Below are 25,952 nucleotides of genomic sequence, written 5' to 3'. Positions count from 1 at the left end.
AGACCCTTCCCCGCACGGCGGCCCGCCACCGCGACCGTGACCGTGCCTTTTCCGGTTCTTGGGCCGGACCGGACCCTGCCGGGGGAGCGGCGTGCCGCGCGAGAATTCGCGCGGGAGCGGGAATACGCGGGATGGCGCGGCGGCTTGTCCCCGTCATGACCGTCACCCAGTTCGATCCGCGCGCGCTGTTGGCGAGCAGCAGGCTCGGCGTCCTCGCGACGCTCAAGTCCGACGGGCGGCCGCAGCTGTCGCCCGTCATGCCGTTCTACGACCGGGAGAACGAACTCCTGTACGTGTCGATGACCGAGGGCCGCGCCAAGACCGTGAACCTGCGCCGCGACCCGAGGGCCGCGCTCGAGGTCACCAGGGCCGACGGCCGCGCCTGGGCGACGGCCGAGGGGACAGTGACCCTCACCGGTCCCGGAACCGACCCAGACGGTCCTGAGGTCGCCGAGCTCGTCCGCTACTACCGGCTCGCCGCCGGGGAGCACCCCGACTGGGCGGAGTACCGCGCGGTCATGGTCGCCGACCGCAGGGTCCTCATGACGCTGTCGGTCGAGCGCGTCTACGGGGAGGAGCTGGGGTGATTCCGGGCCGACGCCGTCGCCCGTTCTCCGCCGCGCGCGATTCTGTCAGAGGGGTCCGGTAGGTTCTTGGCTTCGTGCGGAGCCAGACCGCCACCCGCCGCGAGGTGTTCGCGATGGGCTGGCAGGCTTGGTGCAGCGCGTTAACCGGGGCTGGGGTCCGCTGTGCCGGTCGGGGGAGAACTCCCGGCCTGCGCGGGGGCAGGCGATCACCGCATCACTGAAACGTCACGCGGGGGTGTCCGGTCGACGGCGTCCGATGTTTCCGCATGTCATCACACGCAAGCAAGCAAGATGGGATCACAGTTGAGTTCCACAGCCCCCCCGGCGGCCGGCCCGGCCCCCGTAGGCAAGCCGGATGACGGAGGCGGTCTCGACCGCGGCGTGCTAGCCGTGGCCGCGGTCGTCGTCCTCGGCGCGATCATGTCGATCCTCGACGTGACTGTCGTCAACGTCGCCATCCGCGACCTGTCCCAGGAGTTCGACGCTCCCCTTTCGCAGATCCAGTGGATCGCGACAGGCTACACCCTCGCGCTCGCCACGGTGATTCCCGTCACAGGCTGGGCGGCGAGCCGGTTCGGCACCAAGCGCCTGTACATGATCTCGATCGGGCTCTTCGTGATCGGCTCCGGCCTCGCGGGCATGGCCTGGTCGGCGGAGTCCCTGATCGCCTTCCGCGTCCTGCAGGGCCTCGGCGGCGGCATGATCATGCCGGCCGGTATGACGATCCTGACCCAGAAGGCGGGCCCGCAGCGGGTCGGCCAGGTGATGAGCGTCGTCGGCATCCCGATGCTGCTCGGCCCGATCTCCGGCCCGATCCTCGGCGGCTGGCTCGTCGACGACGTGTCGTGGCGCTGGATCTTCTACATCAACGTGCCGATCGGCATCGTCGCGCTGCTCATGGCGTGGCGCATCCTCGACCGGGACACCCCGCAGCCCGGCGAGAAGCTCGACGTGCTCGGCCTGCTCCTGCTCTCGCCGGGTCTGGCCACCCTCATCTACGGGCTGGCGACCGGCGCGGAGAAGGGCGCGTTCGACTCCACCGAGGTCATCGCCTGCACGGTGATCGGCGCGGCCCTCGTCATCGGGTTCGTGCTGCGGGCGCTGCGCGCGGCGGTCCCGCTGATCGACCTGCGGCTGTTCAAGCGGCGCTCGGTCGCGACGGCGTCCGGCACGATGGTGCTGTTCAACCTCGCGTTCTTCGGCGCGATGCTGCTGATGCCGCTGTTCTACCAGGTGGTCAGGGGCGAGAGCGCGTTCCACACCGGTCTGCTGCTCATCCCGCAGGGCATCGGCGCGATGATCACCATGCCGATCGGCGGCAAGCTCGTCGACAAGATCGGCCCCGGCCGGATCGTCCTCGGCGGTCTCGTCCTGGTCACCGCGGGCATGGCGGGCTTCACCAGCCTCATCGACACCGACACCTCCGGCCTGCTGCTCGGCGTCGCCCTGTTCGTCATGGGTCTCGGCATGGGCCTCACGATGATGCCGACGATGTCGGCGGCGATGCAGACCCTCGCGCACGACGAGGTGCCGCGCGCCAGCACCGCGCTGAACATCATCCAGCAGGTCGCGGGCTCGATCGGCACCGCCGCCATCTCGGTGCTGCTCACCACGCAGCTGAGCGACCGCCTGCCCGGCGCGGGCGAGGGCGGCATCGGCGCGGCGACCAACGTGCCGCCGGAGGCCGCCGCCCTGATCCTGCCGAAGATCGCCGACGCGTTCGCCGCGACCTTCTGGTGGGCCACGGGTCTGCTGGTGCTCGCGTTCATCCCTGCGCTGTTCCTGCCGCGCCGCAAGCCGGACGCCGCGGTCAACGTCATGCCCATGCACTGACGCACAGCGGTCCGGCACACGGCCGGGCGCATCACTGACGAGGGGGTCCCCGCTTCGGCGGCGGGCCCCTTCGGCGTCCCCGGACGGCGTGGGGGCGTCGTCGCGCGGCATAGGCTCGGCGGATGTCCGATCTCTTCGCCGACGACCCGCGCAGCAACCGCGAACGGATGCTCGCGGGCGACCTCTACATCGCCGACGCCGAACTCGAAGCCGGCACCGCGCGCGCCGCGCTGCTCGCGCACCGGTACGGCCAGCTGTACTACACCGACCAGGACGAGGCCCGCGCGGTGCTCGGCGAGCTGCTCGGCGGGATCGGGGAGGGCAGCCACATCAGGCCGCCGCTGTACGTCGACTACGGCGTGCACCTCACCGTCGGCTCCGGCGTGTTCGTCAACTTCAACCTCACCGCGCTCGACGTCGCCGCGATCACCATCGGCGACGACGTCCAGATCGGCCCGAACGTGCAGCTGCTCACCCCGACGCACCCGCTCGATCCGGAACAGCGCAGGGCGAAGCTGGAGGCGGCGGCCCCGATCGTCATCGAGGACAACGTGTGGCTCGGCGGCGGGGCGATCGTGCTCGCGGGGGTGACGATCGGGCGTGACTCGGTCATCGGGGCGGGTTCGGTCGTCACCCGTGACGTGCCCGCCGGGGTCGTCGCGGTCGGCAACCCGGCGCGGGTCATCCGCACCCTGCACTAAAACGGACTTACTACGTAAAGGCGGCGGATCGGTCACCACGGGAGGGTGAGGAGGCGGTCGGCCTCGTGCAGTTCCGCGTCGCGCCTGGCGGCGGACCAGCCGAGCTCGGCGGCGGCGACCGCCGCCACCGCCTCGAGCACCGCGCCGCCCGGGTGGCCGAGCGTGCCGAGGCCGGTCCTGCGCAGCACGACGTCGGCGAGGGTGCGGGCCGACTCGTGCCGGACCGCGACGAGGACCTGGGCGGGCAGCTCGCCGTCCGCGTCGAGGGGTTCGGCGAGGGACGGGTCGGCGCGGGCGAGGTCGAGGACCGCGTCATGCTCCGTCCCGTGGTGCCTGGCCAGATATCTGACGGTCTCGGGGGAGAAGTCGGCGTTCCGGGCGAGGCTCGCCGCGACATACGGCTCGATCGGCCCGGTCCCGCACCCGTGCAGCGGCGTCGCGTCAGTCCGGCCGGGCCGGGTGGCCCGGCCCGCCTTGCGGGCCGCGAGGTCGACGACGTGCTCGGCGAAGGCGCGGCTCGTCGTGTACTTGCCGCCCGCCGCGGTGACGAGCCCGCCGACGCCGCCGCGCTCGGCGTGGTCGATCACCTCGGCCGCGCGCGAGGCGGCGTAGGTGTCGTCGCCCGCGTCCCCGGTGAGGGGCCGCAGGCCGCCGTAGGCGTGGACGACGTCATCGAGGCCGAGCCGCACCGGCAGCAGGCCAGCGGCGTTGATCCCGGCGAGGAACTCCTCGACGCTCTCGCGGGTGAGCCGCCAGTCCGACACCGCGCCCCGGTAGGCGCGCTCGGTCGGGCCGATCATGCTGTGCCCGCGCCAGGGCGCGGCGCTGAAGTGGCCGTGCGGGGTGACGTGCAGCGTCATCAGGTCGGTGAGGCGGCGGGTGATGAGGTAGACGCCCTCGGAGCGCACCGAGGGCGGCGCTCCGGCCGTCCCGTCGGTGAGCGGGGAGCCCGCGAGGGTGTCGAACGCCCACGGGCCCGTCGCGTTCACCACGGCCTTCGCGCGGATCTCACGGGAGCCGCCGGTCAGCGCGTCGGTGACGCGCGCGCCGACGACGTCGCGGCCCTCGGTCAGCAGCGCGTCGGCCCTCGTGTGGTTGGCGACGAGCGCGCCGCGCGCGGTGGCCGACCTGACGAACGCGAGCGTCAGCCGTTCCGGGCTGATCATGAGGCAGTCGTGGTAGAGCATCCGGCCGCCGCCGAGCGACCGGTGCCGGGGGATGCGCTTGGCGGGGTCGGCGACCCGGTTGCGGTCGTAGGACAGCAGGTCGTAGGCGGTGAGCCCGAACCGGACGACGGGCCCGGCGTCGGGCAGGACCGTCGGGTAGACGTCGATGAGGTTGGGCGCGAGGTCGCTGAGAATGCGGCGCTCGCGCAGCGACTCACGGACCAGGCGCACTTCAAGGCTCTTCAGGTAGCGCAGGCCGCCGTGGATGAGCTTGCCGGTGGCCGCCGAGGTCGCGCCGCCGAAGTCGCGCGCCTCCACGAGGGCCGTGGGCAGGCCACGGCTCGCCGCCTCGTAGGCGACCGCCGCGCCGGTGATCCCGCCGCCGATGACGAGCACGTCGACCGCCGCGCCCGCCGAGGGAGGCCCTTCGACAAAGCGGCCGAGGGTGAACGGCGAACTCACGTGTCGGCTCCGAGCAGCGTGGTCAGTTCGCGGCGGAACCCCTGGCGCTCACCGGCGATATCGAGGGTGCTCATCCGCAGGACGACGGCCGGGAGCCGCCACGCCGCGACGCGCTCGTCGGTCATGCCGGTGCGCCGCTTGTACTCGGCTAGGTAAGTCGACAGTACGACCCGGCGTACGGCCTGGGCGGCTAGCCGCTTGAGCAAGGGGGTGCCGGGCCACAGTTCGGCGTCGCGCAGCAGCAGGACGGTCATGGCGACGTCGGCGGCGGGGTCGCCGCGCAGCGTCGTCTGCCAGTCGATGACGGCGAGGCCGTCGCCGTGGCCGAAGACGTTCTCGCTGTGGAAGTCGAGGTGCAGCACCCGGTCTCCGGCGGGCAGATCAGCGATGATCCGCGCGGCGCGCTCACGTTGCGGCGCGGTGAGGAACGCCAGGGGAGCGGTGTCGAGTGCGGCGGTCGCGGCCTCGCGGACGTCGGTGAACAGCGCGGTGGGCGCGTCGTGGACGTGGGCGTGCGCGGCGGCCAGCGCGCGGGCGCACGCGCGCAGCCGCAGCGGGTCGCGCTCGGCTTGCCGGGTGAGGGAGTCGCTGTGGACGCGGTCGAACAGCAGGCCGACGGCCCCGTCGGCCTCGACCCTGCCGTGGCAGGCGACCGGGCTGAGCCGCAGCCGGAACGCCTCGGCGCTCGCGGCCTCCTCGGCGGCGATGAGCGCGGTGTCGTACCCGGGCGGGAAGAGCTTGACGACGAGGTCGCCGTCGCCGGGCCAGGCGAAGACGCGCGCGCTGCGCCCGACGGCGAGGGCGTCGCCGAGCCCGGTCACCGTTCCGCCGCCTTGGTGGTGCCATAGCCGGTCGCCAAAGCCGCCTCGATGACGGCGAGCTGCTGTTCCTCGGTGAGCGCGCGGGGCGTCCCCAGCGCGCTGGCCCGGGTGTAGAGGTCGGCCGCCCATTCGAGCAGGAGCGCGTTCTCGACGGCCTTGGCCAGATCACCGCCGACCGCGACGGTCCCGTGGTTGGCGAGGATCGCCGCCTGCTTCCCGGCGAGCGCCGCGCTGACGGCGTCGGCGAGCTCCCGGCTGCCGAAGACCGCGAAGGGCGCGACCCGGACAGACCCGCCGATCGTCAGCTGCTGGTAGTGCACGCAGGGCAGCTCGTCGAGGACGAGGGACAGCGCTGTCGCGGCGGGGGAGTGGGTGTGCACGACCGCGCCGCCGCGCTCGCGCAGCAGGGCGAGGTGCAGGTCGGCTTCGCTGGTGGGGGCGAGGTCGCCTTCGCGGACCCGTCCGTCGAGGCCGACGACGGTGACCTGGTCGGGGGTGATGTCGGCGAGGACGACGCCGGTCGCGGTGATGGCCGCCTCGGGGCCGTCCGGCCCGGCGAAGGCGAGGCTGACGTTGCCCGCGGTGCCGATGAGCAGGCCCTCTTGGGCGAGCCGTCGGCTCGCGGCCGCGACGTCGGCCCTGGCGCTTGCGCGTGCGGTCATGCCGGGTAGCGTAGGGCGGGAACCAAACCAAACTCAACTTTGATTTTCCGGGGAGCGGCGATGGCGGTGCGGGACAGGGCTGTCGACCTCGCGGCGGCGGACGGGGCGCTGCGGCGGGTGCCCACCCAGTCGCGCGCCCGCGCCAAGGTCAACCGCGCGCTGGACGCCGCGGGAACCCTGCTGGCGCGGGAGGGCGTCGCGGCGGTCACCCTGCCGAGGGTCGCCGAGGAGGCCGACGTCTCGGTCGGCGCGCTGTACCAGTACCTGCCCGACCGCGACTCGATCCTCGCGGTGCTGTCGGCCGAGTACCACGCCAAACACGAGGCACTGCTCGACGCCCTCATGCCCGCGCCGGGGGCGCGGGGCGGCGATCCCGTCGGCGCGGTGGTCGGCGCGTTCGTGCGGCTGTACCGGGAGGAGTCAGGCACCCGTGCGCTGCGCGACGCGTTGCGGAGCACGGCGTTTCCCGGGCTGGCCCGCGACCACAAGGAGCGCATGGTCGCCAAGGTGCACACGCTGCTCGCCGCGCACGGCCTGACCGACCCGGACGGGCCCGACCACGTCGCGCGGACCGTCTTCTTCGCCGCCGACGCGCTCATGCACGAGGCGTTCGCCGACTCCGCGTCCGGCGACCCCGCGCTGCTGGCGGAGCTTGAAGCGCTGCTGCGCGCCTACCTCGCCGCGCGGCCCGGCTGAACTCGGGACCTCACTTGCCGAGGGCTTCGATGACCGTCGCGGCGATGGGGCCCGCGGTGCTCGCGCCGAAGAGGTTGGTCGGGCCCTCGACAAATACCGCGAATCCGTACTTGGGCTTGTCGGCGGGGGCGAAGCCGACGAACCACGCGCCGCCCCGGGTCGCGGTGAGCTCCGTCGTGCCCGTCTTGCCCGCGATGTTGCGGCCCTGGAGGTTCTTGGCGGTTCCGGTGGTGACGACCTCGCGCATCATGTCCTGGAGCTGGGCGGCGGCGTCCGAGGTCAGGGGCTCGCCGAACACCTCGGGCTCGGCCCGGTGGATCGTCCCGGTCTCCTCGGGCTTGCCGTCGTCGCCCTTGATCCGGCCTACCGCCTTGTCCACGAGGTAGGGCCGCATCATGTCGCCGCCGTTGGCGATGGCCGCGCCGACCATGGCCATCTGCAGCGTCGTCGTCTTGGTCTCGCCCTGGCCGAACGAGCCGCGCAGGATCTCGTCGCGGTTGGTCGCGTCGTGCGGATACTCCGACGCCGGCGCGTTCAGGTCCTGCTCGATCGGGATCTTCTTGTAGAAGCCGAACTTCTCGGACTGGGCGCGCACCGCCTCGTTGCCGAGCAGCGCGTCATCGGCGCCCATCAGCGCGTATGTGGTGTTGCATGACCTGGCGAACGTGGCGATGAGCGGCACGTCGTTCGGCGCTCCGCAGATCTCGTCGGGATGGCTGTTCTTGATCATCCCGCCACCTGTGGGGACCGTCGCGGGCGCGGGGACGAGGCTGTCTTTCGAGTTGCCGTCACGTGCCATGTAGGCGGCGGCGACGATCGTCTTGAAGGACGATCCCGGCGGGAACAGCTCGCTGTATGCCTTGTCGATCAGCGGCTGGCCCTTGGCCTTGCCGAGCTCGTCGAGCTTCTTCTGGTCGTCGCCGGGGTTCTTGATGTCGGCGACGGACGTCGGGTCGAACGCGGGGAAGCTCGCCGCGACCTTGATGGCCCCGGTCTTGCCCTCGATCACCACGACGGCCGCCCGGCTCGGCACCGGACTGTGCCCGGCGAGCGCCTGGTAGGCCCGGACCTGGGCCTTGGAGTCGATCGTCGTGTACAGGCTGCCGCCCAGCGGCTCCTCACCGGTGAGGAGCCTGATCCACGAGTCCGCGCTCTGCCGCTGGTCAGTGCCGTTGAGCAGCGAGTCGTAGGCGAGTTCGAGCCCGGCCTTCTGCATGGTCCCGGCGTAGAAGCCGGTGACGGGAAGGAACGCCGCGCCGTTCTTGAGGTATCTGCGCTGGTACTTGGTCTTCGGGTCGCCGGGGCTGAGCGCGTCGGACCAGGCGAGCTTGACGCCGTCGGCGGAGACGATCTCGCCGCGCGCCCGCAGCGTGACGCCCTGGAGGGGACGGTTGTTGAGCGCGTGGACGCGCAGCTCGTCGGCCTGTCCTGCCTGGATCCAGTTGACGTGGACGGCGAGCACCCCGATCAGGGCGAGCCCGACGAGACCGATCCGTTTGAGCTCCTTGTCCATGTTCCCCGCGCCCAAGTCCCGCCCCCCAAGATCGTTGATCACCCGGTTCCCCCTATCTTGGGGCACCGCCGTCCGCACCGGGAGGGTTTCTGAGATGTCCAGAAATAGAGGGACGTGTCAGGCGCGGGATTCCGGGACGAGGTGGGCGACAAGGTGGTGCCATGTGGCGTCGAGGCGGTCGAGGGGGACGGCGTGCTCGGCCGTCAGGTGCGCCACGAGCGCGGTGTCGAGTGAGCTGAGCAGGGTGCGGGCGATGAGCTCGAGGTCGCCGTCGGCCCCCGCCTCGCGCAGCAGCATCGTCAGGTGGCTGGTCCGCAGCCCGTAACCGGGCACCCCGTACTGGCGGACGGGGTCGGTGCGCGAGGCGAGGATCAGGTCGCGGTGGCAGCCCTCGTGCCGCAGCAGCGCGGGCCCGAACGCGTGCAGCCGCTCGACGGCGGGCGCGCCGGGGCCGAGCGGGGGCGGACCGCTGAGGAAGGCGGCCTGGAAGTTCTTCTCGCGGTGGCTGAGCAGCTCGATCAGCAGGCCCGCGCGGTCGCCGAAGCGCCGGAAGACAGTTCCCTTGCCCACGCCGGCCTCGGCCGCGACGGCCTCCATGGTCAGGTTCGCCACCCCGCCCTGCGACATCAGCCGGAAGGCGGCGTCGAGGAGCCTGACCCTGTTGCGCTCGGCGTCGGCGCGCAGCGGGGGCGGGGCGTCGAGCAGCGGGAGCGGCGTGCCGGTCGGGGGAGTGGGTGTGGTCACACCTTCCAGGGTAGCGGGGGGAATGCAAAAGGACCGTGGTCCGTTTATGCTGGGCGAGATCAACCGGACCACGGTCCGATTGTCGTCCCTCTGACTTTGACCAGGAGTTCGCATGTCTGTTCGCATCCTCGCCCTCGTCGGCAGCCTCCGCGCCGGGTCGCACAACCGCCAGCTCGCCGAGGCCGCCGTCGCGCACGCGCCCGAGGGCGTCGCGATCGAGCTGTACGAGGGCCTGGGCGGTGTGCCGTTCTACAACGAGGACATCGACGTCGAGGGGGCGGTCCCGGCCGAGGCCGTCAGGCTGCGCGAGGCGGCCACGCACGCCGACGCGCTCCTGCTGTTCTCGCCCGAGTACAACGGGACGATCCCGGCCGTGCTCAAGAACGCCATCGACTGGCTGTCCCGCCCGTACGGCGCGGGCGCGATCTCCGCCAAGCCGGTCGCCGTCGTCGGCACGGCCTTCGGCCAGTACGGCGGCGTCTGGGCCCAGGACGAGGCCCGCAAGGCGGCCGGCATCGCGGGCGGCAAGGTCCTCGCCGACGCCAAGCTGTCGATCCCCGAGTCGGTCCAGCGCTTCGCCGACACCCACCCCGCCGACGACGCCGAGGTCGTCGCCGCCCTCACCGACATCCTCACCCAGGTCGCCACCGAGACGAAGGTCCCCGCCTGACCCGAACCCCGGCGGGGGCGGCGCGCCGCCCCCGCTTCGCGCTAGCGGAGGGTGTAGCGGATGGGGAGGTGCTTGAGGCCGCCGACGAAGGTGGTGGCGGTCCACTCGGGGGTCCCGGCGAGTTCGACGGACTCCAGGCGGGGCAGGAGCGCCGCGTACAGGGAGCGGATCTCCATCCGGGCGAGGGCCGCGCCGAGGCAGTAGTGGACGCCGAAGCCGAACGCGAGGTGCTTGTTGGGGTCACGGCCGACGTCGAAGCGGAACGGGTCGGTGAAGACGTCCTCGTCGCGGTTGGCCGACGGGTAGGACAGCAGCACCGACTCGCCCTCGGCGATGGGCACGCCGTTGACCTCGGTGTCGGCGGTCGCCGTCCGCATGAACTCCTTGACGGGGGTGACCCAGCGGATCATCTCGTCGGTCGCGAGCGGGAGCAGGCCGGGGTCGTCCTTGAGGCGGCGCAGCTCGCCCGGGTTCTCGATGAGGGCGTGCAGGCCGCCGGAGATCGTGGAGCTCGTGGTGTCGTGCCCCGCGGTGGCGATGATGACGTAGTAGGACGCGGCGTCCACGTCGGACAGGTACGCGCCGTCCACGCGGGCGTTCGCGATCGCCGAGGCGAGGTCGTCGGTCGGGTCGGCGCGGCGGGCGGCGGTGAGCGCGTTGAAGTAGTCGAAGAACTCGAACAGCGCGGCCATCTGCTCCTCGGCGGACGCCCCGCGGCGCAGCTCCTCGTCGTTGCCGCCGAACAGCTCCTGGGTGAGCTTCAGCATCCGCGCGAAGTCCGACTCGGGCAGGCCGAGCAGCGACAGGATGACGTACAGCGGATAGTGCACCGCGACCTGCTGGACGAAGTCGCACCCACCGCCCAGTTCCGCCATCCGGTCCACATACCGGTGGGCGAGCTCGTCGATCCTCGGCTGGAGCGCGCGCATCGCCTTCGGCCGGAACCAGTCGGCCCCGATCGCCCGCACGACCCGGTGCTGCGGATCGTCCATGTGCACGAGCGTGCTCAGGCCCATGCCCATCGCCCGCTGCTCCTCCTGGACGCGGTCGAGCTCGGCGGTGGCCAGCAGCGGCCGCGGCTCGTTCAGCCACAGGACGTTGTCGCGCTCGATGTCGAGGATGTCGGCGTGTTTGGTGACCGCCCAGAACGGGTTGTAGCCCGGGGCGTCGACCCGGTGCACGGGGGCGTCGCGGCGCAGCAGCGCGAGGCCCGCGTGCAGGCGCTCCTCGTCGAGATAGGACCTCGGGTCCGCCAGCGCGAGGCCGGCCTGTTCCACGGGCGTACTCATCGATCATCTCCGAGGGGTGGGACGCGACGCGTCGGAAGGAGGGGAGTCAAAGAGTCAATTTCCGCACTTTGTATCATGCGCTCATGGAGCGTGGAAGCGAATGACCGAATCAGATTCGACGCTGCCGGGACGGGTGCGCCGTGGCTGACCCGACCGAGGCGAGCGTCTCGTTCATCTCCGAGGTGTTCGACCCCGCCGACGAGCCGCGCGACGACACCGACCGGCGGATCCTCGACGCGGCCCGCGCCGAGTTCGTCCAGATGGGCGTGCGGCGGGCCCGCGTCGAGGAGATCGCGCGCCGCGCGGGCGTCGCGAGGGTCACCGTGCACCGGCGGTTCGTCGGCAAGGAACGGCTGCTCAAGGCGGTCCTCATCGAGGAGGCGAGGGTCGCGCTGCGCCGCGCCCGCTCGGCGATCGAAGCCGAGCCGACCGTGCCCGACAAGGTCGCGACGGGCTTTGTCCTCGCCCTCGCCTACGCCCGCGAAGGCGGCCTCAGCGCCCTCCTGCACAACGACCCTCTTCCCCTGCTGCCGGGCGCGTCACCGGACGGCGACCCCGTCATCCTGCTCATCAGGTCATTCCTCCTCCAGGTCCTCTACCCGCCGGGCCAGGGCCACAGCCAGCTCCTCGCCGCCGACACCCTCGCCCGCCTCGTCGTCTCCCACTGCCTCCACCCCGAACCCGCCCTCGGCCTCGACGACCCGACCACCGCCGCCCACTACGCGAGAGCCCACCTCGCCCCCATCATCACCGCGACGCCGCCCGCCTGACCCGGCGGACGGCGTCGCCGCCCTCAACCCCGTTCGCCGGGCCGGTCCACGATCCCCCCCGCCTCCCGCAACGTGTACGACCCCACCCCGACCGCCACCTGCTCCACCACAGGCATCTCCTGCCCCCTGGCCAGGGCCGGCAGCGTCATCAGGTCATCCCGCTCCCGCACCGCCGACACCCCCAGGTAGACGTAACTCCCCGGCGCGACAAGATACGCCCGACGCGTCCCCCACTGGTCGAGCTTGCCGACCGAGACAACCTCCCGCCCCAACGGATCCCTCCCCCCACTCCGTACCTCGACTCCCGGGATTTGGGCGACGGCCCGGAACGCCGCGGCGTGCAGCCGGGGCGGTGTGAACACCGCGTCGAACAGCTCGGCGACCTCACAGAACACCAGGAACCTCCGATGCTCTTCGGTGAGCAGCTGCGCGCGCACCCGCTCCCGCACCGGGTCCCGCTCCCGCCGCCACCGCTCCCGCACCCCGTCCACGCTCCGGTAGGCCCGCGCGAGCACCTGTTCCGGATCGGCGGCCAGCACCCGCAGCTCCGCATAACGCCGCAAAGGCGACGGCTCGTCCTTGCCCAGCGGATCCTCGTCCACCTCGATCTTTCCGTCCCGCCCCCCGGGCTGCGCGGCGTACGCCCCGTCGAGCCGCATCCACACCTCGCTGACGAGCTCACGCCCCCGTTCGGTGACGAGCCGCTCCTTCGTGTACCGCCACTGCAACGGCCCAGGCCGCACCTCGGGCCGCGCCTCGACCGTCCGCGCCGCCTCCTCCAGATACCCGACCGCGCTCACCGGCACAATTCCTCCGCTTTCGTCCGGCCGTCTCCCCAGCACCCCCGCCACCCCCGCAGCGCCCGCCAGGGCCCCGAGCGGCACCGCGGAAAGCCACCACCGCCTGCTGCGCCGGGCGTCCTCGTCCCGCAACAGCAGCTGACGCGCCCGCGCCCTCCGCCCGGGTTCGTACGGCGCGACCTCGGGCCGTGCCGCCCGGAAGATCTCGATCTCATCGGTGTTCACGCAGTTCCCTCCTCAAAGACTCCGGTCGGGTCGACGCCGCCGAACGCACGGCGGATCTTGGCGCGCACCCGGTGCAGCCGCGACCGCACGGTCCCGACCGGGATGCCGAGTGCGATGGCGCACTCCTCGTAGGTCAGGTCGGCCCACGCGATGAGCAGGAGCAGATCGCGATCATCGGCCGACAGACGGGCCAGCACCCTGGCGAGCCTCGGCTGAAGCCGCTGGGACGTCACCCGCGCGGCGCTGCGGTCGTCGAACGGCTCGGCGGGGCCTGGCGCGGGGGTGCGGGCCAGGAGGCGGTTGTGGCGGGTTTCGGATCTGTGGTGGTCGCGGATGAGGCGGGAGGCGATGCCGTAGAGCCAGGGGCGGGCGTCGGGGCGGGTGGGGTCGTAGGTGCGGCGTTTGCGGAATGCTGTCAGGAAGGTGTCGGAGACGATGTCGTCGGCCAGGTCGGGGCCGAGTCTTCGGGAGACGTAGGCGTGGATCTCGTCGGCGTGGCGGTCGAAGACCAGGGCGAACGTCTCGGGGTGGGTGAGTGAGTCGGCGATCGAGGTGGCGTCGTCGGGTGGGGGGTGGGCGGGGTTGCTGCGGTGGGTGGTGAGGGGGGATGGGTGGGGCATGGAGGGCCTTTCGGGAGGGGGGTCACCTCTTCTCGGTCGGTGGGGGGTTCCCGGGAATTTCAGGAGGAGCCGGGGGTGATGAGGCCGGATTCGTAGGCGGTGATGACGGCCTGGGCCCGGTCGCGGAGGCCGAGTTTGGCGAAGATGCGGGCTATGTGGGTTTTGACGGTTGCTTCGCTGAGGGAGAGGTGGGCGGCGAGTTCGGGGTTGGACAGGCCGCGGGCGAGGAGGCGGAGGACCTCGGTTTCGCGGGGGGTGAGGTCGGCCAGGCCCTCGGGGGTGGGGGCGGGGGTGGCGAAGCGTTCGACGAGGCGGCGGGTGATGGAGGGGGCGAGGAGTGCGTCGCCGGTGGAGACGAGGCGGACCGCGGCGACGAGGTGCTCGGGGGTGACGTCCTTGAGGAGGAAGCCGCTCGCGCCCGCGGCGAGGGCGGCGTAGACGTAGGCGTCGAGGTCGAAGGTGGTGAGGATGATGACGCGGCAGGCCGGGGCGTCGGCGAGGACGCGGCGGGTCGCCTCCAGGCCGTCCATCTCGGGCATGCGGATGTCCATCAGCACGACGTCGGGGCGCAGCCGCAGCGCCTGCGCGACCGCCTCGCGTCCGTCGGCGGCCTCCCCGACGACGTCGAGGCCGCCCTTGGCGAGGATCATCCGGAAGCCGCCGCGGACGAGGGCCTGGTCGTCGGCGACGAGGACCCGGGTCGGCGTCACGCGCGCTCCAGCGGGAGCCGGGCGCGGACCCGGTAGCCGCCGCCGAGCCTGCGCCTTGCGTCGAGGTCGCCGCCGTACACCGCGACGCGCTCGCGCAGCCCGGCGAGGCCGCGCCCGCCGCCCTTGTGCTCGGGCTGCGGCGTTCCGGTGCCGGTCAGCACCGACGGGCCGGTGTTCAGCACCTCGAGGCGCAGGCTCCGCGTCCCGTACGACACGCGGACCTCGGCGCGCGCGTCGGATGCGCCGTGCTTCAACGCATTCGTCAGCGCCTCCTGGACGACCCGGTAGGCCGTCGCGTCGAGCCCGGCGGGCAGGTCGCGCGGCTCCCCGCTGACGGTCACCTCGACGGGCAGGCCCGCGAACGCGATCCGGTCGACGAGCCCGCCGAGCCGGGCCAGCGTCGGCTGCGGCGCGAGCGCGTCGCCGTCGGCCGAGGGGGCGAGCACCCCGAGCAGATGCCGCAATTCGGTCATCGCCTCACGCCCGGTCCGCTCGACGGCGCGCAGCGCCTCCCCGGTCTCGCCGTCCGTGCCGAGCCGCGCCGCGCCCGCCTGCACGACCATGACGCTGACGCTGTGGCTGATGACGTCGTGCAGGTCGCGCGCCACCCGCGCCCGCTCGGCCTCGACGGCCTGGCGCGCCGCGCTCTCCCGTTCCCGCTCAAGGTTCCAGGTCCTCGCGCCGAGGTCGCGCAGCCGCCGCCGACGCTCCCGCAGCGCCCACCCGCACGGAACCGCGACGAGCACGACGACGACCCACAACGGCACCATGCCCGACATTCTCCCGATTCCCGAACCGCCGGACCATCCTCCGCCGGGCCGACCCCCGTACATCGCGCGGATGACGCCCCCGCGAACCTCCACCCACGGCCCGATGCGCCGCTCCGCCGCCCGCGCCTACCTTCGGCGGCATGGAACAGATGGTCCGGCTCACGGACGTGCGCAAGGAGTACGGCGAGGCCGTCGCGCTCGACGGTGTCACGCTCACCGTCGCCGCGGGCGAGGCGGTCGCGGTGATGGGTCCTTCCGGCTCGGGAAAGTCGACCCTGCTCAACATGATCGCGGGCCTCGACCGGCCCACCTCGGGCGGGATCGTCATCCACGGCGAGGACATCACCGCGATGTCGGAGACCGCGCTCGCCAGGTACCGGCGGCGCAGGATCGGCATGGTCTTCCAGTTCTTCAACCTGCTGGACGACCTGCCGGTGCTGGAGAACGTCACGCTGACGGCCGAGCTGATAGGCACCCCGCGTAAGGAGGCCCGCAAGCGCGCGCTTGAACTCCTCGATGAACTCGGCGTGGCCGACCGCCGCTCCGCCTATCCCGTGGTCCTCTCCGGCGGCGAGCGGCAGCGGGTGGGCGTCGCGCGGGCGCTGATGAACCGGCCCGCGCTGCTGCTGGCCGACGAGCCGACGGGCGCGCTCGACTCGCGCTCCGGCGAGCAGGTGATGGACCTGCTCCTCGACCTCAACCAGATCGGCCAGACCCTCCTCATCGTCACCCACGACGAGCGCCTCGCCGTCCGCTGCGCCGACCGGATCGTGCACTTCGCCGACGGCAGGGTCGCGCCGGAGCCCGTCCGATGAGGGCGGTGTGGCGGGCGGCGCTGCACGCGGTGCGCCGCCGCAGGCTCCAGACGACGATCATCGCGACGGTCCTCGCGCTGTCCACCGCGATGGTCGTGCTCGCGCTCGGCCTGCTGGTGACCGTGGACGAGCCCTACGACCGCGCCTTCGCCCAGGTGGACGGCGCGCACCTGACCGTCTCCTACGCCGGTTCCGCCGCGCGTGACGACGTCGCCGCGACGGCACGGGCCGGGGGCGTCGTCGCGGCGGCGGGCCCGTTCCGCACAGGGCTCGCGGAGGTCCCGATCCCGGAACGCGAGGGCGAACCCGGCGGTCCGCTCTCGCTGCCGCCCGGCCAGTACCTCCTCGCCGAACGCGCGCCCTCCGCTGCCGACCCCGTCGACCGGCTGACGCTCCGCGCGGGCCGTTGGGCGGCGGGCCCCGGCGAGATCGTGCTGTCGAGCGCGAAGATCCCGTTCGATGAGGAGCGGATCGTCGGGACGGACACGGCGTTCTCCGACCGGCGCGTGTTCACCGTCGTGGGGATCGCGCGGTCGATCACCGGCTCGGCCGACGGCTGGATCGAGCCGGGCCAGCTGCCCTCCGACGGCGACCTCCAGATGCTGTACCGGCTCGCCGATCCGGGCGCGGACGCCGCGTCAGTCACCGGCGGCCTGCCCGTCTCCGGACGCCAGGACTACACGATCCCGCGCCAGGAGGCGTCCGACGGGGCCAAGACCGCGATCCCGTTCCTCACCACGTTCGGCGTCGCGGGCCTGCTCGTCGCGGTGATCATCATCGGGAACGTGGTCGGCGGCGCGGTCGTCTCGGGGCTCAGGCACATCGGCGTGCTCAAGGCGATCGGGTTCACGCCCGCCCAGGTCACCGCCGTCTACCTCGTGATGATCGCGATTCCCGCCGTCGTCGGGGCGGTCACCGGGGTCGTCGTCGGGAACGTGCTCGCGCGGCTGCTCGCCGAGGCGATGGGCGCGGCGTTCGACCTGCCCACCCCGGACGGCGTGTCGGCGGCGGTCGACGCCGTCGCGTTCCTCGGGGTGCTCGCGATCGTCGCGGTCACCGCGCTGGTCCCCGCGGTCCGCGCGGGACGCCTCCCCGCGGCGCTCGCCGTCGGCGCTGGTCCGCGCGCCGGACGCGGGCGTGCCCTGCGCGTCCAGCTCCTGCTGTCGCGGACGGGGTTGCCGCGCCCGGTCTCCCTCGGTCTCGGGCTGCCGTTCGCCAGGCCGGGACGGTCGTTCCTGACGGTCGGGGCGGTGCTGCTCGGCGTGGCGGCCGCGGTGTTCGCCTTCGGCCTCCAGCAGACCGTCGTCGTCTATTACGGCGACGAAAGCCGCGAGCACGTCTACCAGGTGCGCGCGAACGGCGACCCCGCCGCGGTGCGCGGCAGGCCGGGCACGGCGACCGTCGCGACCGCGGTACTGGAGGACGTCCATGTCCCCGGCGTGGCCCGCGCCGTGACGCTGAAGGCGTACGAGGGCGCGGTGTCCGACGCGCACGGCCACCGCCTCACCGAGGGCCGCTGGCTGCGCGGACCGGACGAGGCCGTCGTGAGCGGTCCGCTGCTGCGCAAGACCGGCCTGCGGATCGGCGACGTCATCACCCCGGCCACCGACGCGGGACGGCTCCCGCTCACGATCGTGGGCGCGTCGATCCAGAACGCGGACCACGGGCTCATCACCGACGCCGCCACGCTGCGCGGCCTCATCCCCGAAGCCGAGTTCCATGTGTTGGAGATCGCCCTTACCCCGGGGACCTCACCGGAGTCGTACGCCGCGTCACTGCTCGCCGAAGGCGTCCCCGCACAGGCGGTCGCCCAGGAAGGGGACGTAGGACGGACCGTCGTCCTTGCCCTCATGGGCGTGCTCACCCTCGGGATCGCGGCGGTCGCCGGGCTCGGCGTCTTCAACACCGTCGTACTGAACACCCGTGACCGGGCGCGTGACTTCGGCGTGCTCAAGTCGCTCGGCGCGACGCCGAGGCAGATCGTCGTGGTGGTGCTGGCGTCGATGGCGCTGCTCGGCCTCGTCGGGGGCGTGCTCGGGCTGCCGCTGGGGCTCGCGGTGTACGGGGGCGTCCTGCCGATGACGGCGGAGTCCGGCGGGGTCGACCTTCCCTACTCGATCACCGAGATCTACCCGTGGGCCGCGCTCGTGCTGTTCGCGTTCGCCGGTGCCGTCATCGCCGTCGCGGGCGCGCTCGTCCCCGCGACGTGGGCGGCCAGAACGACCACGGCCGCCGCGCTGCGCTCCGAGTGACGGGCCCCCGCACGTGCCCGGGTCACGCCTCCAGGGCCGCCTTGAGGTTCCGCAGCGTGGTGTCGATGTTGCGGCGCTGGAAGGCGGCGAAGGTGTGGCCCCGGGTGGCCGCCTTGTCGAAGGCGTTGGCGAGGGCGTCGGGCCAGCGGGCGCGGTCGTCGGTCCAGGTCTCGGTGACGCGGGTGCCGTCGCCCTCGGGCTCGAAGCGGTACTCCCAGGTGGCGATCGGCCCTGGCAGGATCGGGCGTTTGCGGCCGATGGCGTGGACCCGGAACGCGAACCTGCGTCCCGGGTCGGCGGCCAGGACCGTGCAGCGGGTCGTCCAGCGGACGGGACCGCGCTTGTTGTGGCCGTCGAACACCATCCCGACGTGCGCCTGAGCGCCCCCGCGCACCGTCGCGCCGAGGTTCTCCGGGCTCCACCTGCCCATCGCCGTGGGATCGCTCACCGCCGCGTACGCGGCCTCGGGGGAGACCCCGATGACGATGCTTCCCGTGACCACCATCGTCCGACCCATGCTGACCTCCTCCGCGCGTCAGCGCAGCCTACTGGACGGCATGTCAACGACCGCGGCCCGCCCCTCGGCGGGCCGTGGCCGTCAGACGAGCGCGGCGGCCAGGCGGCGCCACTCCTCGCGCGGGAACGCCTTGCCGTCGGCGGTGAGCACCTGGACGGCGACGTGGTCGGCCCCCGCCGCGCGGTGCTCGGCGACGCGGTCGGCGACCGCCGACTCGTCGCCCCACGCGATGAGCGCGTCGAACAGGCGGTCGCTGACGGAGTCGACGTCGTCCTGGGTGAAGCCGAGCCGCAGCAGGTTGTTGGCGTAGTTCGGCAGCGACAGGTAGTTCTTCAGCCAGGGCCCGCCGATCGCGTGCGCCTTCTCGGCCGAGGAGGTGAGGATCACGGTCTGCTCGGGCAGCACCAGCGGGCCGTCGCCCAGCGCCTCGCGGGCGATCCGCGTGTGCTCGGGCGTCACCAGGTACGGGTGGACGCCGCGCGAGCGCCGCTCGGCCAGTTCGAGCATCTTCGGGCCGAGCGCCGCCAGGACCCGCGACTCGACCGCGACGGGCGGGACCGCCGCGTCGAGGCCGTCGAGGAACGCGCTCATCGCCGCGAGGGGCCGCCGGTAGCGGCCGGGGTTCTTGTTGTCGACGAGCGGGGCGTGGCTGACGCCGATGCCCATGAGGAACCGGTTGCCGTGCGCGGCGGTGAGCGAGGCGTGCGCGGCGGCCGCGACCTCGGGCTCGTGCATCCAGAGGTTGAGGATGCCGGTCCCGATGACGGCGTTGGCGGTGGCCGTCAGCAGGTTTCCGACGGCGTCGAACAGCGGCCCGCCGACGTCCGGAATCCACAGCGCCGAGTAGCCGAGCTCCTCGAGCTCGGCGGCGGCCTCGGCCGCCTCCCGCGCGTCCCCGTACCGCAGCTGCTGGCTCCAGACGCCAACCCCGGAAAGCTCCACAAGCGCACCCTTCTCGTAGCCTCGGGGCCCCGAACCCGCCCCTACAAGATCGCTTCTCACCCCACCCTACGCCTCCCCTCGGCGCGTCACTTGAATCGGTCAGGGGGTCAGCGAAGCGAGCAGGGATCGTTCGCGCGCCGGGCTGAGGCCCGCCTTGCGCGGCCGGGTGAGGCCCTCGGCGCGCTCCCAGGCGAGCGTGTCGGCGATGAGCTCTGCGCGCGGCCTGTGGCGCAGCCCGGCGCGCTGGGCCGCCGCGCCGCTGCGCGCGAGGAAGCCCGTCCAGGCGGGGTCGGCGAGCCAGAGCGGCAGGGAGTCGGGGCCCGCGAACTCCGCGACGCCCTCGGCGCGCAGCCACGCAGGGTCGGCCGCGACGACCTGGCCGGTGTGCCCCGCCGCCGCGCGCGACAGCTCGATCCACTCGCCGAACGTGATGACGGGCCCGACGGCGTCGTAGGCGCCGGTGACGCCCTTCTCGGCGCAGTCGAGGAGCCAGTCGGCGAGGTCGCGGACGTCGACGACCTGGGTGGGCGCGTCGGGCGCGTCGGGGACGAGCAGGCTCCCGTGCGGGTCGCGGGCGGCCCGCGCCGTCCAGTAGCCGGTCCGGTCGGTGTGGTCGCCGGGGCCGCCGATCAGCCCGGCCCGCGCGACGAGCAGTCGATCACCCGCCGCCCGCGCGACGAGCAGTCGATCACCCGCCGCCCGCGCGGACGCCTCCTCACAGGCCACCTTCGCCTCCCCGTAAACCGAGCGGTCGACCTCCCGGAGCCCGGTCGCGGGCAGCAGCGCGGCCGACTCGTCGGCCCCGATCTCCGCGCGCGAGGCGTAGACGCTGCCCGAGGAGACGTAGGTCCAGTGCCGGGCGCGGGGCGCGAGCGCGGCGAGGGCGTCATCGACAAAACCCGGCTGCCAGGACACCTCGATCACGGCGTCCCACTCGCGCGCTGACAGCGTCGCGTACGCGTCGGCGTCACGCCGGTCGGCCGCCACGAGGCGCGCGCCCTCGGCGACGCCGCCGGTCTCACCGCGCGCCAGGCAGGTCACCGCGTGCCCCCGCGCGATCGCGCGCCCGGCAACTTCACGTCCCACCCAGGCGGTCCCGCCCAACACAAGGATCTGCATGGGTCCCACCCAACCACCCGCGCCGCCCCCGGCCGGTTTTCCTCTTCGCACAGCAGACAAAAGCCGTGAACCGGACCCGGGTGTCGGCGGCCCGGCGGCCATGAAGGAAGATCGGGCGACGGTGACGGCGTTCCGAAGCGGAGGGGCGAGATGGAAACGCGTGCGGAAACAGAGGCGCTCGCGGGGGTGCTCGCGGCACTCGACCTCAGGGAGGTCGAGCCCGACGTGTACGCGGCTGCCCCCTACGACGACCTGGGCGTCGTCCGCTCCTTCGGCGGCCAGCTGATCGCCCAGGGCCTCGTGGCGGCCGCGCGGACCGTGGAGGGCGGCGTTCCCGCGCACTCGCTACACGCCTACTTCCTGCGCCCCGGCGACCCCGACGGGGAGACGCTGTTCCGCGTCGGCCGTCTCCGGGACGGCAGACGGCTGCGCAGCAGGTCGGTCAGCGTGGAACAGGCCGGACGGGTCCTGGCCACCATGACCGTCTCCTTCGCCGAGCCCGCTCCGGGCTTCGCCCACCAGGCCGACGCGCCGCAGAGCCCGCCGCCCGAGACCCTGCCGACCCTCGCGGAGTGGACTGAGCCGCACGGCGGGCTCGCCGACTCCTGGCTCGGCATGCGCACCGTCGAGACGCGCGTCGCCCCGCACCCGCCGGCCGGGCCGAGCCTCGCCTGGCACCGCATGGCCGGGACGGTTCCCGACAACCCGCTCCTGCACCAGGCCCTGCTGGTCTACCTGTCGGATGTGACGACGCTGTCGGCGGCCCTCGTCCCGCACGGCTTCCCGCTCGGCATCGAGGAGGTCGACGGCGTCGCCTGGGACGCGGTCTCCCTCGACCACGCCGTCTGGTTCCACCGTCCGGCCCGCGCCGACGACTGGCTGCTGTTCGCCCAGCAGACCCCCGCCGCCGCCGACGGCCGCGCCTTCATCCGCGCCGAGGTCTTCACCCGCGACGGCGTCCTCGCCGCCTCGATCACCCAGGAGGGCCTCTTCTTCGAGGCCACCTGAGCGCGCGGGAACGTGAAGAGGCCCGGCGGGCGGCCGGGCCTCTTCGGGGAGAGTGCGGGGGCTAGCTGTTCGGGATGACCGCCGCGTAGGGCAGGCTGCCGGACGGCGCGAGGACCGTGTTGGCGTAGGAGCCGCAGGTGCTTAGGACGTCGGAGTTCGCGCAGTAGTGCGAGGCGGTGTAGGAGCCGGTCGCGAGGTCCTTGGCCCAGGTGGAGGCGAAGGCGCGCAGGCGCGAGGTCTGGGTGGAGTTCGGCGAGCAGAGCGCGCCGGCGACGCCGAGGAAGTCGGTGTCCTCACCCTCGACGTCGATGTGGCAGGAGCCGCCGGTGGGCGAGCCGAGGACGTACTTGGTCCAGACGAGCTGGATGCCGACGAAGTTCGCGCCGAGGTCGGCCAGCGCGCCGAAGGAGTTGTTGAACAGGTTGATGACGCTCGGCCGTGCCGCGATCGCCAGGACCGGGCGCGCGCCGTTCTGCGAGACCGCCTGGAGGTTCGCGGTGAAGCCGTCGGCGGCGACCGGGTCGAACAGGATCGCGCCCTTGAAGTCGGCGTAGCCGTCGGCGTTCAGCTTCGCGCCGACCGCGGACGCGAAGTGGCCGCCCGCGGAGTGCCCGCCGACGATGTACTTGACCGGCAGGGCCTTGCCGCTCGGCGGGGTCAGCGTGCGGGTGGACAGCGCGGTGCCCAGCGTGTTCGCGAAACCGGGGTTCCCGCCGGTCATGTCGGCGTTGACGCAGATGACCATGATGCCCTGCTCGGCGATGGACTTGCTGGTGCCGCGCAGGTTGCCGCAGCCCCGGCTGAAGCCGTGCTGGACGAGCATGAGGGCGGTGGCCGTGCCGTTCGGCAGGTACCAGTCGGTGCTGTAGGAGGAGCCGCCGATCGTGGTCGACTCGTTCACACACGTGGAGCTGGAGGACGAGTAGTTGTTACAGGTTGTCGCGGCGAGCGCGGGCGGCGCGGCGACGAGCGGCGCGACGAGCGCCGCAGCCGCGGCGACGACCGCGGCGAGGACCCCGCGCGGCCTGCGGATGGTGACCTTCACTGTCTCTCTCCCTGTGCTCTTGTGTTTCCCGGGGGGCGGGTCCGGCGGGGCGTCTCCCGGTGTGGGGAAACGTCCCGACGGACCCGAACGGAAACCGTGTTCCGCACAGTAGAACGCCGTATCCGTCGAATAAATACTGCGGATACGGTATTTCCATGTTGCGTTCATCGTGCTAGGGGCTGTGTCCTGCGGAAACGCCGAGCTCGGCGCGGGAACTCTCACCGGAGTTCATAAAGGAAACGCAACACTGGGAAATAGGGCGTACCGAAACGCCGTTTCCATGGCCGGGTGGTCATAATTTTTCGCGGGGGTTTTGGGGTGTGTGTTGCGTGGGGTCTCGGATGTCCGTTTGAATGGGCCCCGGGACGGCACAGGAACGAGGAGAACGCCTATGGCTCGGCGGGCGGGGCGCACTCGGATGCCCGCGGAGTGGACACCGCACGCGCGCACCTGGATGGCCTTCCCGACCGCGAACACCACGTTCGCCACCGGGCCCGAGCTCGAAGCCGCAAGGCTCGCCTGGGCGCGGGTCGCGAACACCATCGTCAGGTACGAGCCGGTGACGGTCCTGGTGCACCCAGGCGACCCTCTCGACGCCCTCGACGGGCGGGTCGAGACCGTCGAGGTCCCGCTTGACGACGCTTGGCTGCGCGACACGGGCCCGACCTTCACCCGCGCCGACGACGGCACCGCCGTGGCCGTCGACTGGGTGTTCAACGGCTGGGGCGCGCAGTCCTGGGCGGCCTGGGAGAAGGACGCGCGGCTCGCCGGACACGTCGCGGGCCTGGCCGGGGTCCCCGTCGTCTCCTCACCGCTGACGCAGGAGGGCGGCGGCTTCCACGTCGACGGCGCGGGCACCGTCCTGCTCACCGACACCGTCCAGCTCGACCCCGACCGCAACCCCGGATGGTCGCGCGCACAGGTCGAGGCAGAGGTCCACGCGCGGCTCGGCACCAGCAAGGCGATCTGGCTGCCGCGCGGCCTCACCGCCGACTACGGCGAGTTCGGCACCCGGGGCCACGTCGACATCGTCGCCGCGTTCACCGCGCCCGGCCGGGTCGTCGTGCACGCCCAGCCCGACCCCGGGCACCCCGACCACGAGGTGAGCCGGGAGACCGCCGAGATCCTGCGGCAGGCCACCGACGCGCGCGGCGAGCGCCTCGACGTCGTGGAACTGCGCGCGCCGACCGTCACCGAGGCCGACGGCGAGCTCGTCGACTACTCCTACGTCAACCACTACGTCGCGAACGGGGTCGTGGTGCTGTGCGCGTTCGACGATCCGCGCGACGCCGAGGCCGCGGCGGTGCTCAAGCGCGCTTACCCCGGCCGTGATGTCGTGCTCGTGGACGCGCGCGACATCTTCCGGTTCGGCGGCGGCGTCCACTGCGTCACCCAGCAACAGCCGCTCTAGGAGACCTCCTTGGAACTGATCGTGGCCCCGCCGACCTCCTCGCCCGCGCGGGTCGACCCGCCCGTCCGGGGCGTGCTCACCGTGGGCCTGGTCCAGACGCGCTGGCACGCCGACCCCGACGAGCACGCCGCGACGCTCCTCGACGGCGTCGCCAAGGCCGCGTCGGCGGGGGCCGAGGTGGTCTTCCTGCCCGAGCTGACCCTGTCCCGCTACCCGGCCGACACGCGCCCGTCCGGCGACGCGACGGCGACCGCCGAGGACCTCGCGACGGGCCCGACCCGCTCCCTGGCCGCCAAGGCCGCCGCCGACACCGGCGCGTACGTGCACGCGTCCCTGTTCGAGCGCGCCCCCGAGGGCGACGGCCTCGGCTACAACACCGCGATCCTCGTCGCCCCCGACGGCTCCCTCGCCGGACGCCGCCGCAAGACCCACATCCCGCGAACCGCCGGATACTACGAGGACCACTACTTCCGCCCGGGCCCCGCCGACGCCGACGCCCTCGCCCCCGTCGACCTCGGCGGAAAGGCCAAGGTCGGCCTGCCCACCTGCTGGGACGAGTGGTTCCCCGAGGTCGCCCGCGCCTACGCGCTCGCCGGGGCCGACCTCATCGCCTACCCGACCGCGATCGGCTCCGAGCCCGACCACCCGGACTTCGACACCGCGCCGCTGTGGCGTCAGGTGATCGTCGGCCACGGGATCGCGAACGGCACGTTCATGGTCGTGCCGAACCGGTGGGGGAGCGAAGGGCTCATCACCTTCTACGGCGGCTCGTTCATCTCCGACCCTTACGGACGGGTGCTCGCCGAAGCGCCGCGCGCGGGCGACGCGGTGCTCGTCGCCCCGCTGGACCTCGACCAGCGGCGCGACTGGCTCACCCTGTTCCCGTTCTTCGCCACCCGCCGCCCCGACCTCTACGGCCCGCTCACCGCGCCCGTCGATCCCGTGCCGCGCTCCTGAGGCTCAGTCGGCGTGGCCGTCGAGCCAGTCGGTGAGGACCGTCTCCCAGTCCTCGTCGACGACCTCGTCGTGCGGGAGGCGGTACCCGTCCGCGGCGTCGCCGCCGCCGATCGCGACGGTCAGGTCGGTCTCGGTCGCCACGAAGGTCAGCTCCACCGAGCTGACCGCGCCCGCGTACTCCGGCGGCGTCAGGAACTCGATCTCCTGGTAGAAGGGCAGCGCCTGGTCCTCGAACAGCACAGCCGACTCCACGTCCGCGCCCTTGACGGAGAAGCCCAGCGCGCTGAACGCGTCAAGGACGACCTGCTGGGACGGCAGCGGCCGCACCGAGACGGGGTCGAGGTCGCCCTTGTCGAGCGCCCCGGCGATCTCCAGGTCGGTACGGACGCCGACGGTCATGCCGGCCAGGGCGTCGCCGTCGAGTTCGGTGACCGGCAGCTCCCACGGGAGGCCGATCTCGAACGTGAAGACCCGCTCCTCCTCGGCGGCGAGCTCGAAAGGCCCGGTCAGCTCGACCCGGTGGAAGACGAGCGAGGTGTCGATCTCCTGGTCCTCGCCCTCGAAGTCCTCGTACTCGACCTCGCCGCGCGTCACGAGGCTGACCGCGACGGTCTGCACCGACACGTCGTGGTCGCCGCCGACGATCCTGATCTCGCCGGTGAGCGCGTCGCCGGGCGTCACGTCGGTCTCGTGCAGCACGGTTTCGACGGTCGGACCCCCGACGCCGAGCGCCCGTGCGAGCCTCTTGAAGATCACTGTGGAACCCCTCCAAAGATCAGCGGAGCGGGCAACGTATCGGCGCGGTGTCACGGCCCGTGGGACAAGACGTGAACCCGACGCGAAACGG

26 protein-coding genes are annotated in these 25,952 nt (G+C 72.7%); 11 read left to right on the top strand and 15 right to left on the bottom strand.

All coding sequences use genetic code 11. From position 1 onward, the window contains the following. The first annotated feature begins 155 nt into the window (after positions 1-155). From R9X44_RS14010 to R9X44_RS14000, 3 genes are all read left to right on the top strand, one after another. The gene (locus tag R9X44_RS14010; protein WP_319814839.1) at positions 156-587 is read left to right on the top strand and encodes a PPOX class F420-dependent oxidoreductase; all 432 of its coding nucleotides are present in this window, start codon (positions 156-158) and stop codon (positions 585-587) included. 303 nt (positions 588-890) lie between these two features. Next, entirely contained in the window at positions 891-2,420 is a 1,530-nt protein-coding gene (locus tag R9X44_RS14005) for a DHA2 family efflux MFS transporter permease subunit (RefSeq protein ID WP_319814553.1), read from the top strand. A gap of 122 nt (positions 2,421-2,542) precedes the next feature. After that, complete coding sequence (locus tag R9X44_RS14000) at positions 2,543-3,121, top strand: sugar O-acetyltransferase (RefSeq protein ID WP_319814552.1); 579 nt, start codon at positions 2,543-2,545, stop codon at positions 3,119-3,121. 32 nt (positions 3,122-3,153) lie between these two features. On the opposite strand, the gene R9X44_RS13995 is transcribed toward R9X44_RS14000, so the two are convergent. Genes R9X44_RS13995 through R9X44_RS13985 form a run of 3 tightly spaced genes read right to left on the bottom strand, consistent with a single transcriptional unit; the run spans position 3,154 to position 6,232 of the window. Continuing rightward, positions 3,154-4,749: a glycerol-3-phosphate dehydrogenase/oxidase gene (locus R9X44_RS13995; protein ID WP_319814551.1), complete on the bottom strand. Its 1,596-nt coding sequence runs from the start codon at positions 4,747-4,749 to the stop codon at positions 3,154-3,156. After that, on the bottom strand, positions 4,746-5,570 hold the full coding sequence (locus R9X44_RS13990) for a phosphotransferase (protein ID WP_319814550.1): 825 nt from the start codon (positions 5,568-5,570) through the stop codon (positions 4,746-4,748). The genes R9X44_RS13995 and R9X44_RS13990 overlap by 4 nt, the downstream gene beginning before the upstream one ends. After that, positions 5,567-6,232 (bottom strand): class II aldolase/adducin family protein, encoded by a 666-nt coding sequence (locus R9X44_RS13985; protein ID WP_319814549.1) that lies wholly within the window; start codon positions 6,230-6,232, stop codon positions 5,567-5,569. The genes R9X44_RS13990 and R9X44_RS13985 overlap by 4 nt, the downstream gene beginning before the upstream one ends. Positions 6,233-6,292: 60 nt before the next feature. Here R9X44_RS13985 and R9X44_RS13980 point away from each other — a divergent pair, with 60 nt between their 5' ends. After that, positions 6,293-6,928 (top strand): TetR/AcrR family transcriptional regulator, encoded by a 636-nt coding sequence (locus R9X44_RS13980; protein ID WP_319814548.1) that lies wholly within the window; start codon positions 6,293-6,295, stop codon positions 6,926-6,928. 10 nt (positions 6,929-6,938) lie between these two features. On the opposite strand, the gene R9X44_RS13975 is transcribed toward R9X44_RS13980, so the two are convergent. Beyond that, positions 6,939-8,441, bottom strand: coding sequence for a penicillin-binding transpeptidase domain-containing protein (locus R9X44_RS13975; protein WP_319814547.1), 1,503 nt, complete (start codon positions 8,439-8,441; stop codon positions 6,939-6,941). Between the two features lie 117 nt (positions 8,442-8,558). Beyond that, positions 8,559-9,185, bottom strand: a complete 627-nt coding sequence (locus R9X44_RS13970; protein ID WP_319814546.1) for a helix-turn-helix domain-containing protein — start codon at positions 9,183-9,185, stop codon at positions 8,559-8,561. A 112-nt stretch (positions 9,186-9,297) separates the two neighbouring features. Between R9X44_RS13970 and R9X44_RS13965 the strand changes: the two genes are divergently transcribed. Continuing rightward, entirely contained in the window at positions 9,298-9,855 is a 558-nt protein-coding gene (locus R9X44_RS13965; RefSeq protein WP_319814545.1) for an NADPH-dependent FMN reductase, read from the top strand. Between the two features lie 41 nt (positions 9,856-9,896). Here R9X44_RS13965 and R9X44_RS13960 read toward each other — a convergent pair whose 3' ends face one another. Next, entirely contained in the window at positions 9,897-11,144 is a 1,248-nt protein-coding gene (locus tag R9X44_RS13960; protein WP_319814544.1) for a cytochrome P450, read from the bottom strand. Positions 11,145-11,284: 140 nt separating this feature from the next. Between R9X44_RS13960 and R9X44_RS13955 the strand changes: the two genes are divergently transcribed. Continuing rightward, complete coding sequence (locus R9X44_RS13955) at positions 11,285-11,914, top strand: helix-turn-helix domain-containing protein (protein ID WP_319814543.1); 630 nt, start codon at positions 11,285-11,287, stop codon at positions 11,912-11,914. Between the two features lie 23 nt (positions 11,915-11,937). On the opposite strand, the gene R9X44_RS13950 is transcribed toward R9X44_RS13955, so the two are convergent. From R9X44_RS13950 to R9X44_RS13935, 4 genes are read right to left on the bottom strand one after another with little or no spacing between them, the layout of a single operon-like run. Continuing rightward, complete coding sequence (locus R9X44_RS13950) at positions 11,938-12,939, bottom strand: hypothetical protein (protein WP_319814542.1); 1,002 nt, start codon at positions 12,937-12,939, stop codon at positions 11,938-11,940. Beyond that, positions 12,936-13,559 carry an RNA polymerase sigma factor gene (locus tag R9X44_RS13945; protein ID WP_319814541.1) on the bottom strand — a complete coding sequence of 208 codons (624 nt, stop codon included), beginning with the start codon at positions 13,557-13,559 and terminating at the stop codon, positions 12,936-12,938. Before R9X44_RS13945 ends, R9X44_RS13950 begins: the two co-directional genes overlap by 4 nt. A 59-nt stretch (positions 13,560-13,618) precedes the next feature. Beyond that, a complete protein-coding gene (locus tag R9X44_RS13940) occupies positions 13,619-14,269 on the bottom strand; it encodes a response regulator transcription factor (protein WP_319814540.1) in 651 nt (216 codons plus the stop codon). Beyond that, positions 14,266-15,039 carry a sensor histidine kinase gene (locus R9X44_RS13935; RefSeq protein WP_319814539.1) on the bottom strand — a complete coding sequence of 258 codons (774 nt, stop codon included), beginning with the start codon at positions 15,037-15,039 and terminating at the stop codon, positions 14,266-14,268. The genes R9X44_RS13940 and R9X44_RS13935 overlap by 4 nt, the downstream gene beginning before the upstream one ends. A gap of 140 nt (positions 15,040-15,179) precedes the next feature. Between R9X44_RS13935 and R9X44_RS13930 the strand changes: the two genes are divergently transcribed. Together R9X44_RS13930 and R9X44_RS13925 are read left to right on the top strand one after the other, a co-directional pair. Next, positions 15,180-15,854 (top strand): ABC transporter ATP-binding protein, encoded by a 675-nt coding sequence (locus R9X44_RS13930; RefSeq protein ID WP_319814538.1) that lies wholly within the window; start codon positions 15,180-15,182, stop codon positions 15,852-15,854. Continuing rightward, positions 15,851-18,106 (top strand): FtsX-like permease family protein, encoded by a 2,256-nt coding sequence (locus R9X44_RS13925; RefSeq protein ID WP_319814537.1) that lies wholly within the window; start codon positions 15,851-15,853, stop codon positions 18,104-18,106. The genes R9X44_RS13930 and R9X44_RS13925 overlap by 4 nt, the downstream gene beginning before the upstream one ends. Before the next feature lie 22 nt (positions 18,107-18,128). Here the strand turns inward: R9X44_RS13925 and R9X44_RS13920 are convergent, their stop codons facing one another. From R9X44_RS13920 to R9X44_RS13910, 3 genes are all read right to left on the bottom strand, one after another. Next, positions 18,129-18,623, bottom strand: a complete 495-nt coding sequence (locus tag R9X44_RS13920) for an SRPBCC family protein (RefSeq protein ID WP_319814536.1) — start codon at positions 18,621-18,623, stop codon at positions 18,129-18,131. Positions 18,624-18,704: 81 nt separating this feature from the next. After that, positions 18,705-19,565, bottom strand: a complete 861-nt coding sequence (locus tag R9X44_RS13915) for an LLM class F420-dependent oxidoreductase (protein WP_319814535.1) — start codon at positions 19,563-19,565, stop codon at positions 18,705-18,707. A gap of 99 nt (positions 19,566-19,664) precedes the next feature. After that, positions 19,665-20,684, bottom strand: a complete 1,020-nt coding sequence (locus tag R9X44_RS13910; RefSeq protein ID WP_413774943.1) for an NAD-dependent epimerase/dehydratase family protein — start codon at positions 20,682-20,684, stop codon at positions 19,665-19,667. Between the two features lie 150 nt (positions 20,685-20,834). Between R9X44_RS13910 and R9X44_RS13905 the strand changes: the two genes are divergently transcribed. Continuing rightward, positions 20,835-21,692, top strand: coding sequence for an acyl-CoA thioesterase (locus R9X44_RS13905; RefSeq protein ID WP_319814533.1), 858 nt, complete (start codon positions 20,835-20,837; stop codon positions 21,690-21,692). A gap of 61 nt (positions 21,693-21,753) precedes the next feature. Here the strand turns inward: R9X44_RS13905 and R9X44_RS13900 are convergent, their stop codons facing one another. Next, on the bottom strand, positions 21,754-22,737 hold the full coding sequence (locus R9X44_RS13900) for a hypothetical protein (RefSeq protein ID WP_319814532.1): 984 nt from the start codon (positions 22,735-22,737) through the stop codon (positions 21,754-21,756). Positions 22,738-23,155: 418 nt separating this feature from the next. On the opposite strand from R9X44_RS13900, the gene R9X44_RS13895 reads away from it, so the two are divergent. Together R9X44_RS13895 and R9X44_RS13890 are read left to right on the top strand one after the other, a co-directional pair. Then, the gene (locus R9X44_RS13895; RefSeq protein ID WP_319814531.1) at positions 23,156-24,148 is read left to right on the top strand and encodes an agmatine deiminase family protein; all 993 of its coding nucleotides are present in this window, start codon (positions 23,156-23,158) and stop codon (positions 24,146-24,148) included. Between the two features lie 9 nt (positions 24,149-24,157). Next, entirely contained in the window at positions 24,158-25,105 is a 948-nt protein-coding gene (locus tag R9X44_RS13890; RefSeq protein ID WP_319814530.1) for a nitrilase-related carbon-nitrogen hydrolase, read from the top strand. A gap of 3 nt (positions 25,106-25,108) precedes the next feature. On the opposite strand, the gene R9X44_RS13885 is transcribed toward R9X44_RS13890, so the two are convergent. Further along, entirely contained in the window at positions 25,109-25,861 is a 753-nt protein-coding gene (locus R9X44_RS13885) for a sporulation protein (RefSeq protein ID WP_319814529.1), read from the bottom strand. Positions 25,862-25,952 lie beyond the last annotated feature (91 nt).

Source organism: Actinocorallia sp. A-T 12471 (assembly GCF_033875155.1).
Lineage (GTDB): Bacteria > Actinomycetota > Actinomycetes > Streptosporangiales > Streptosporangiaceae > Actinocorallia.
Note: the sequence above shows the minus strand (reverse complement) of the source record. Positions and strands in the feature narration are given on the sequence as shown.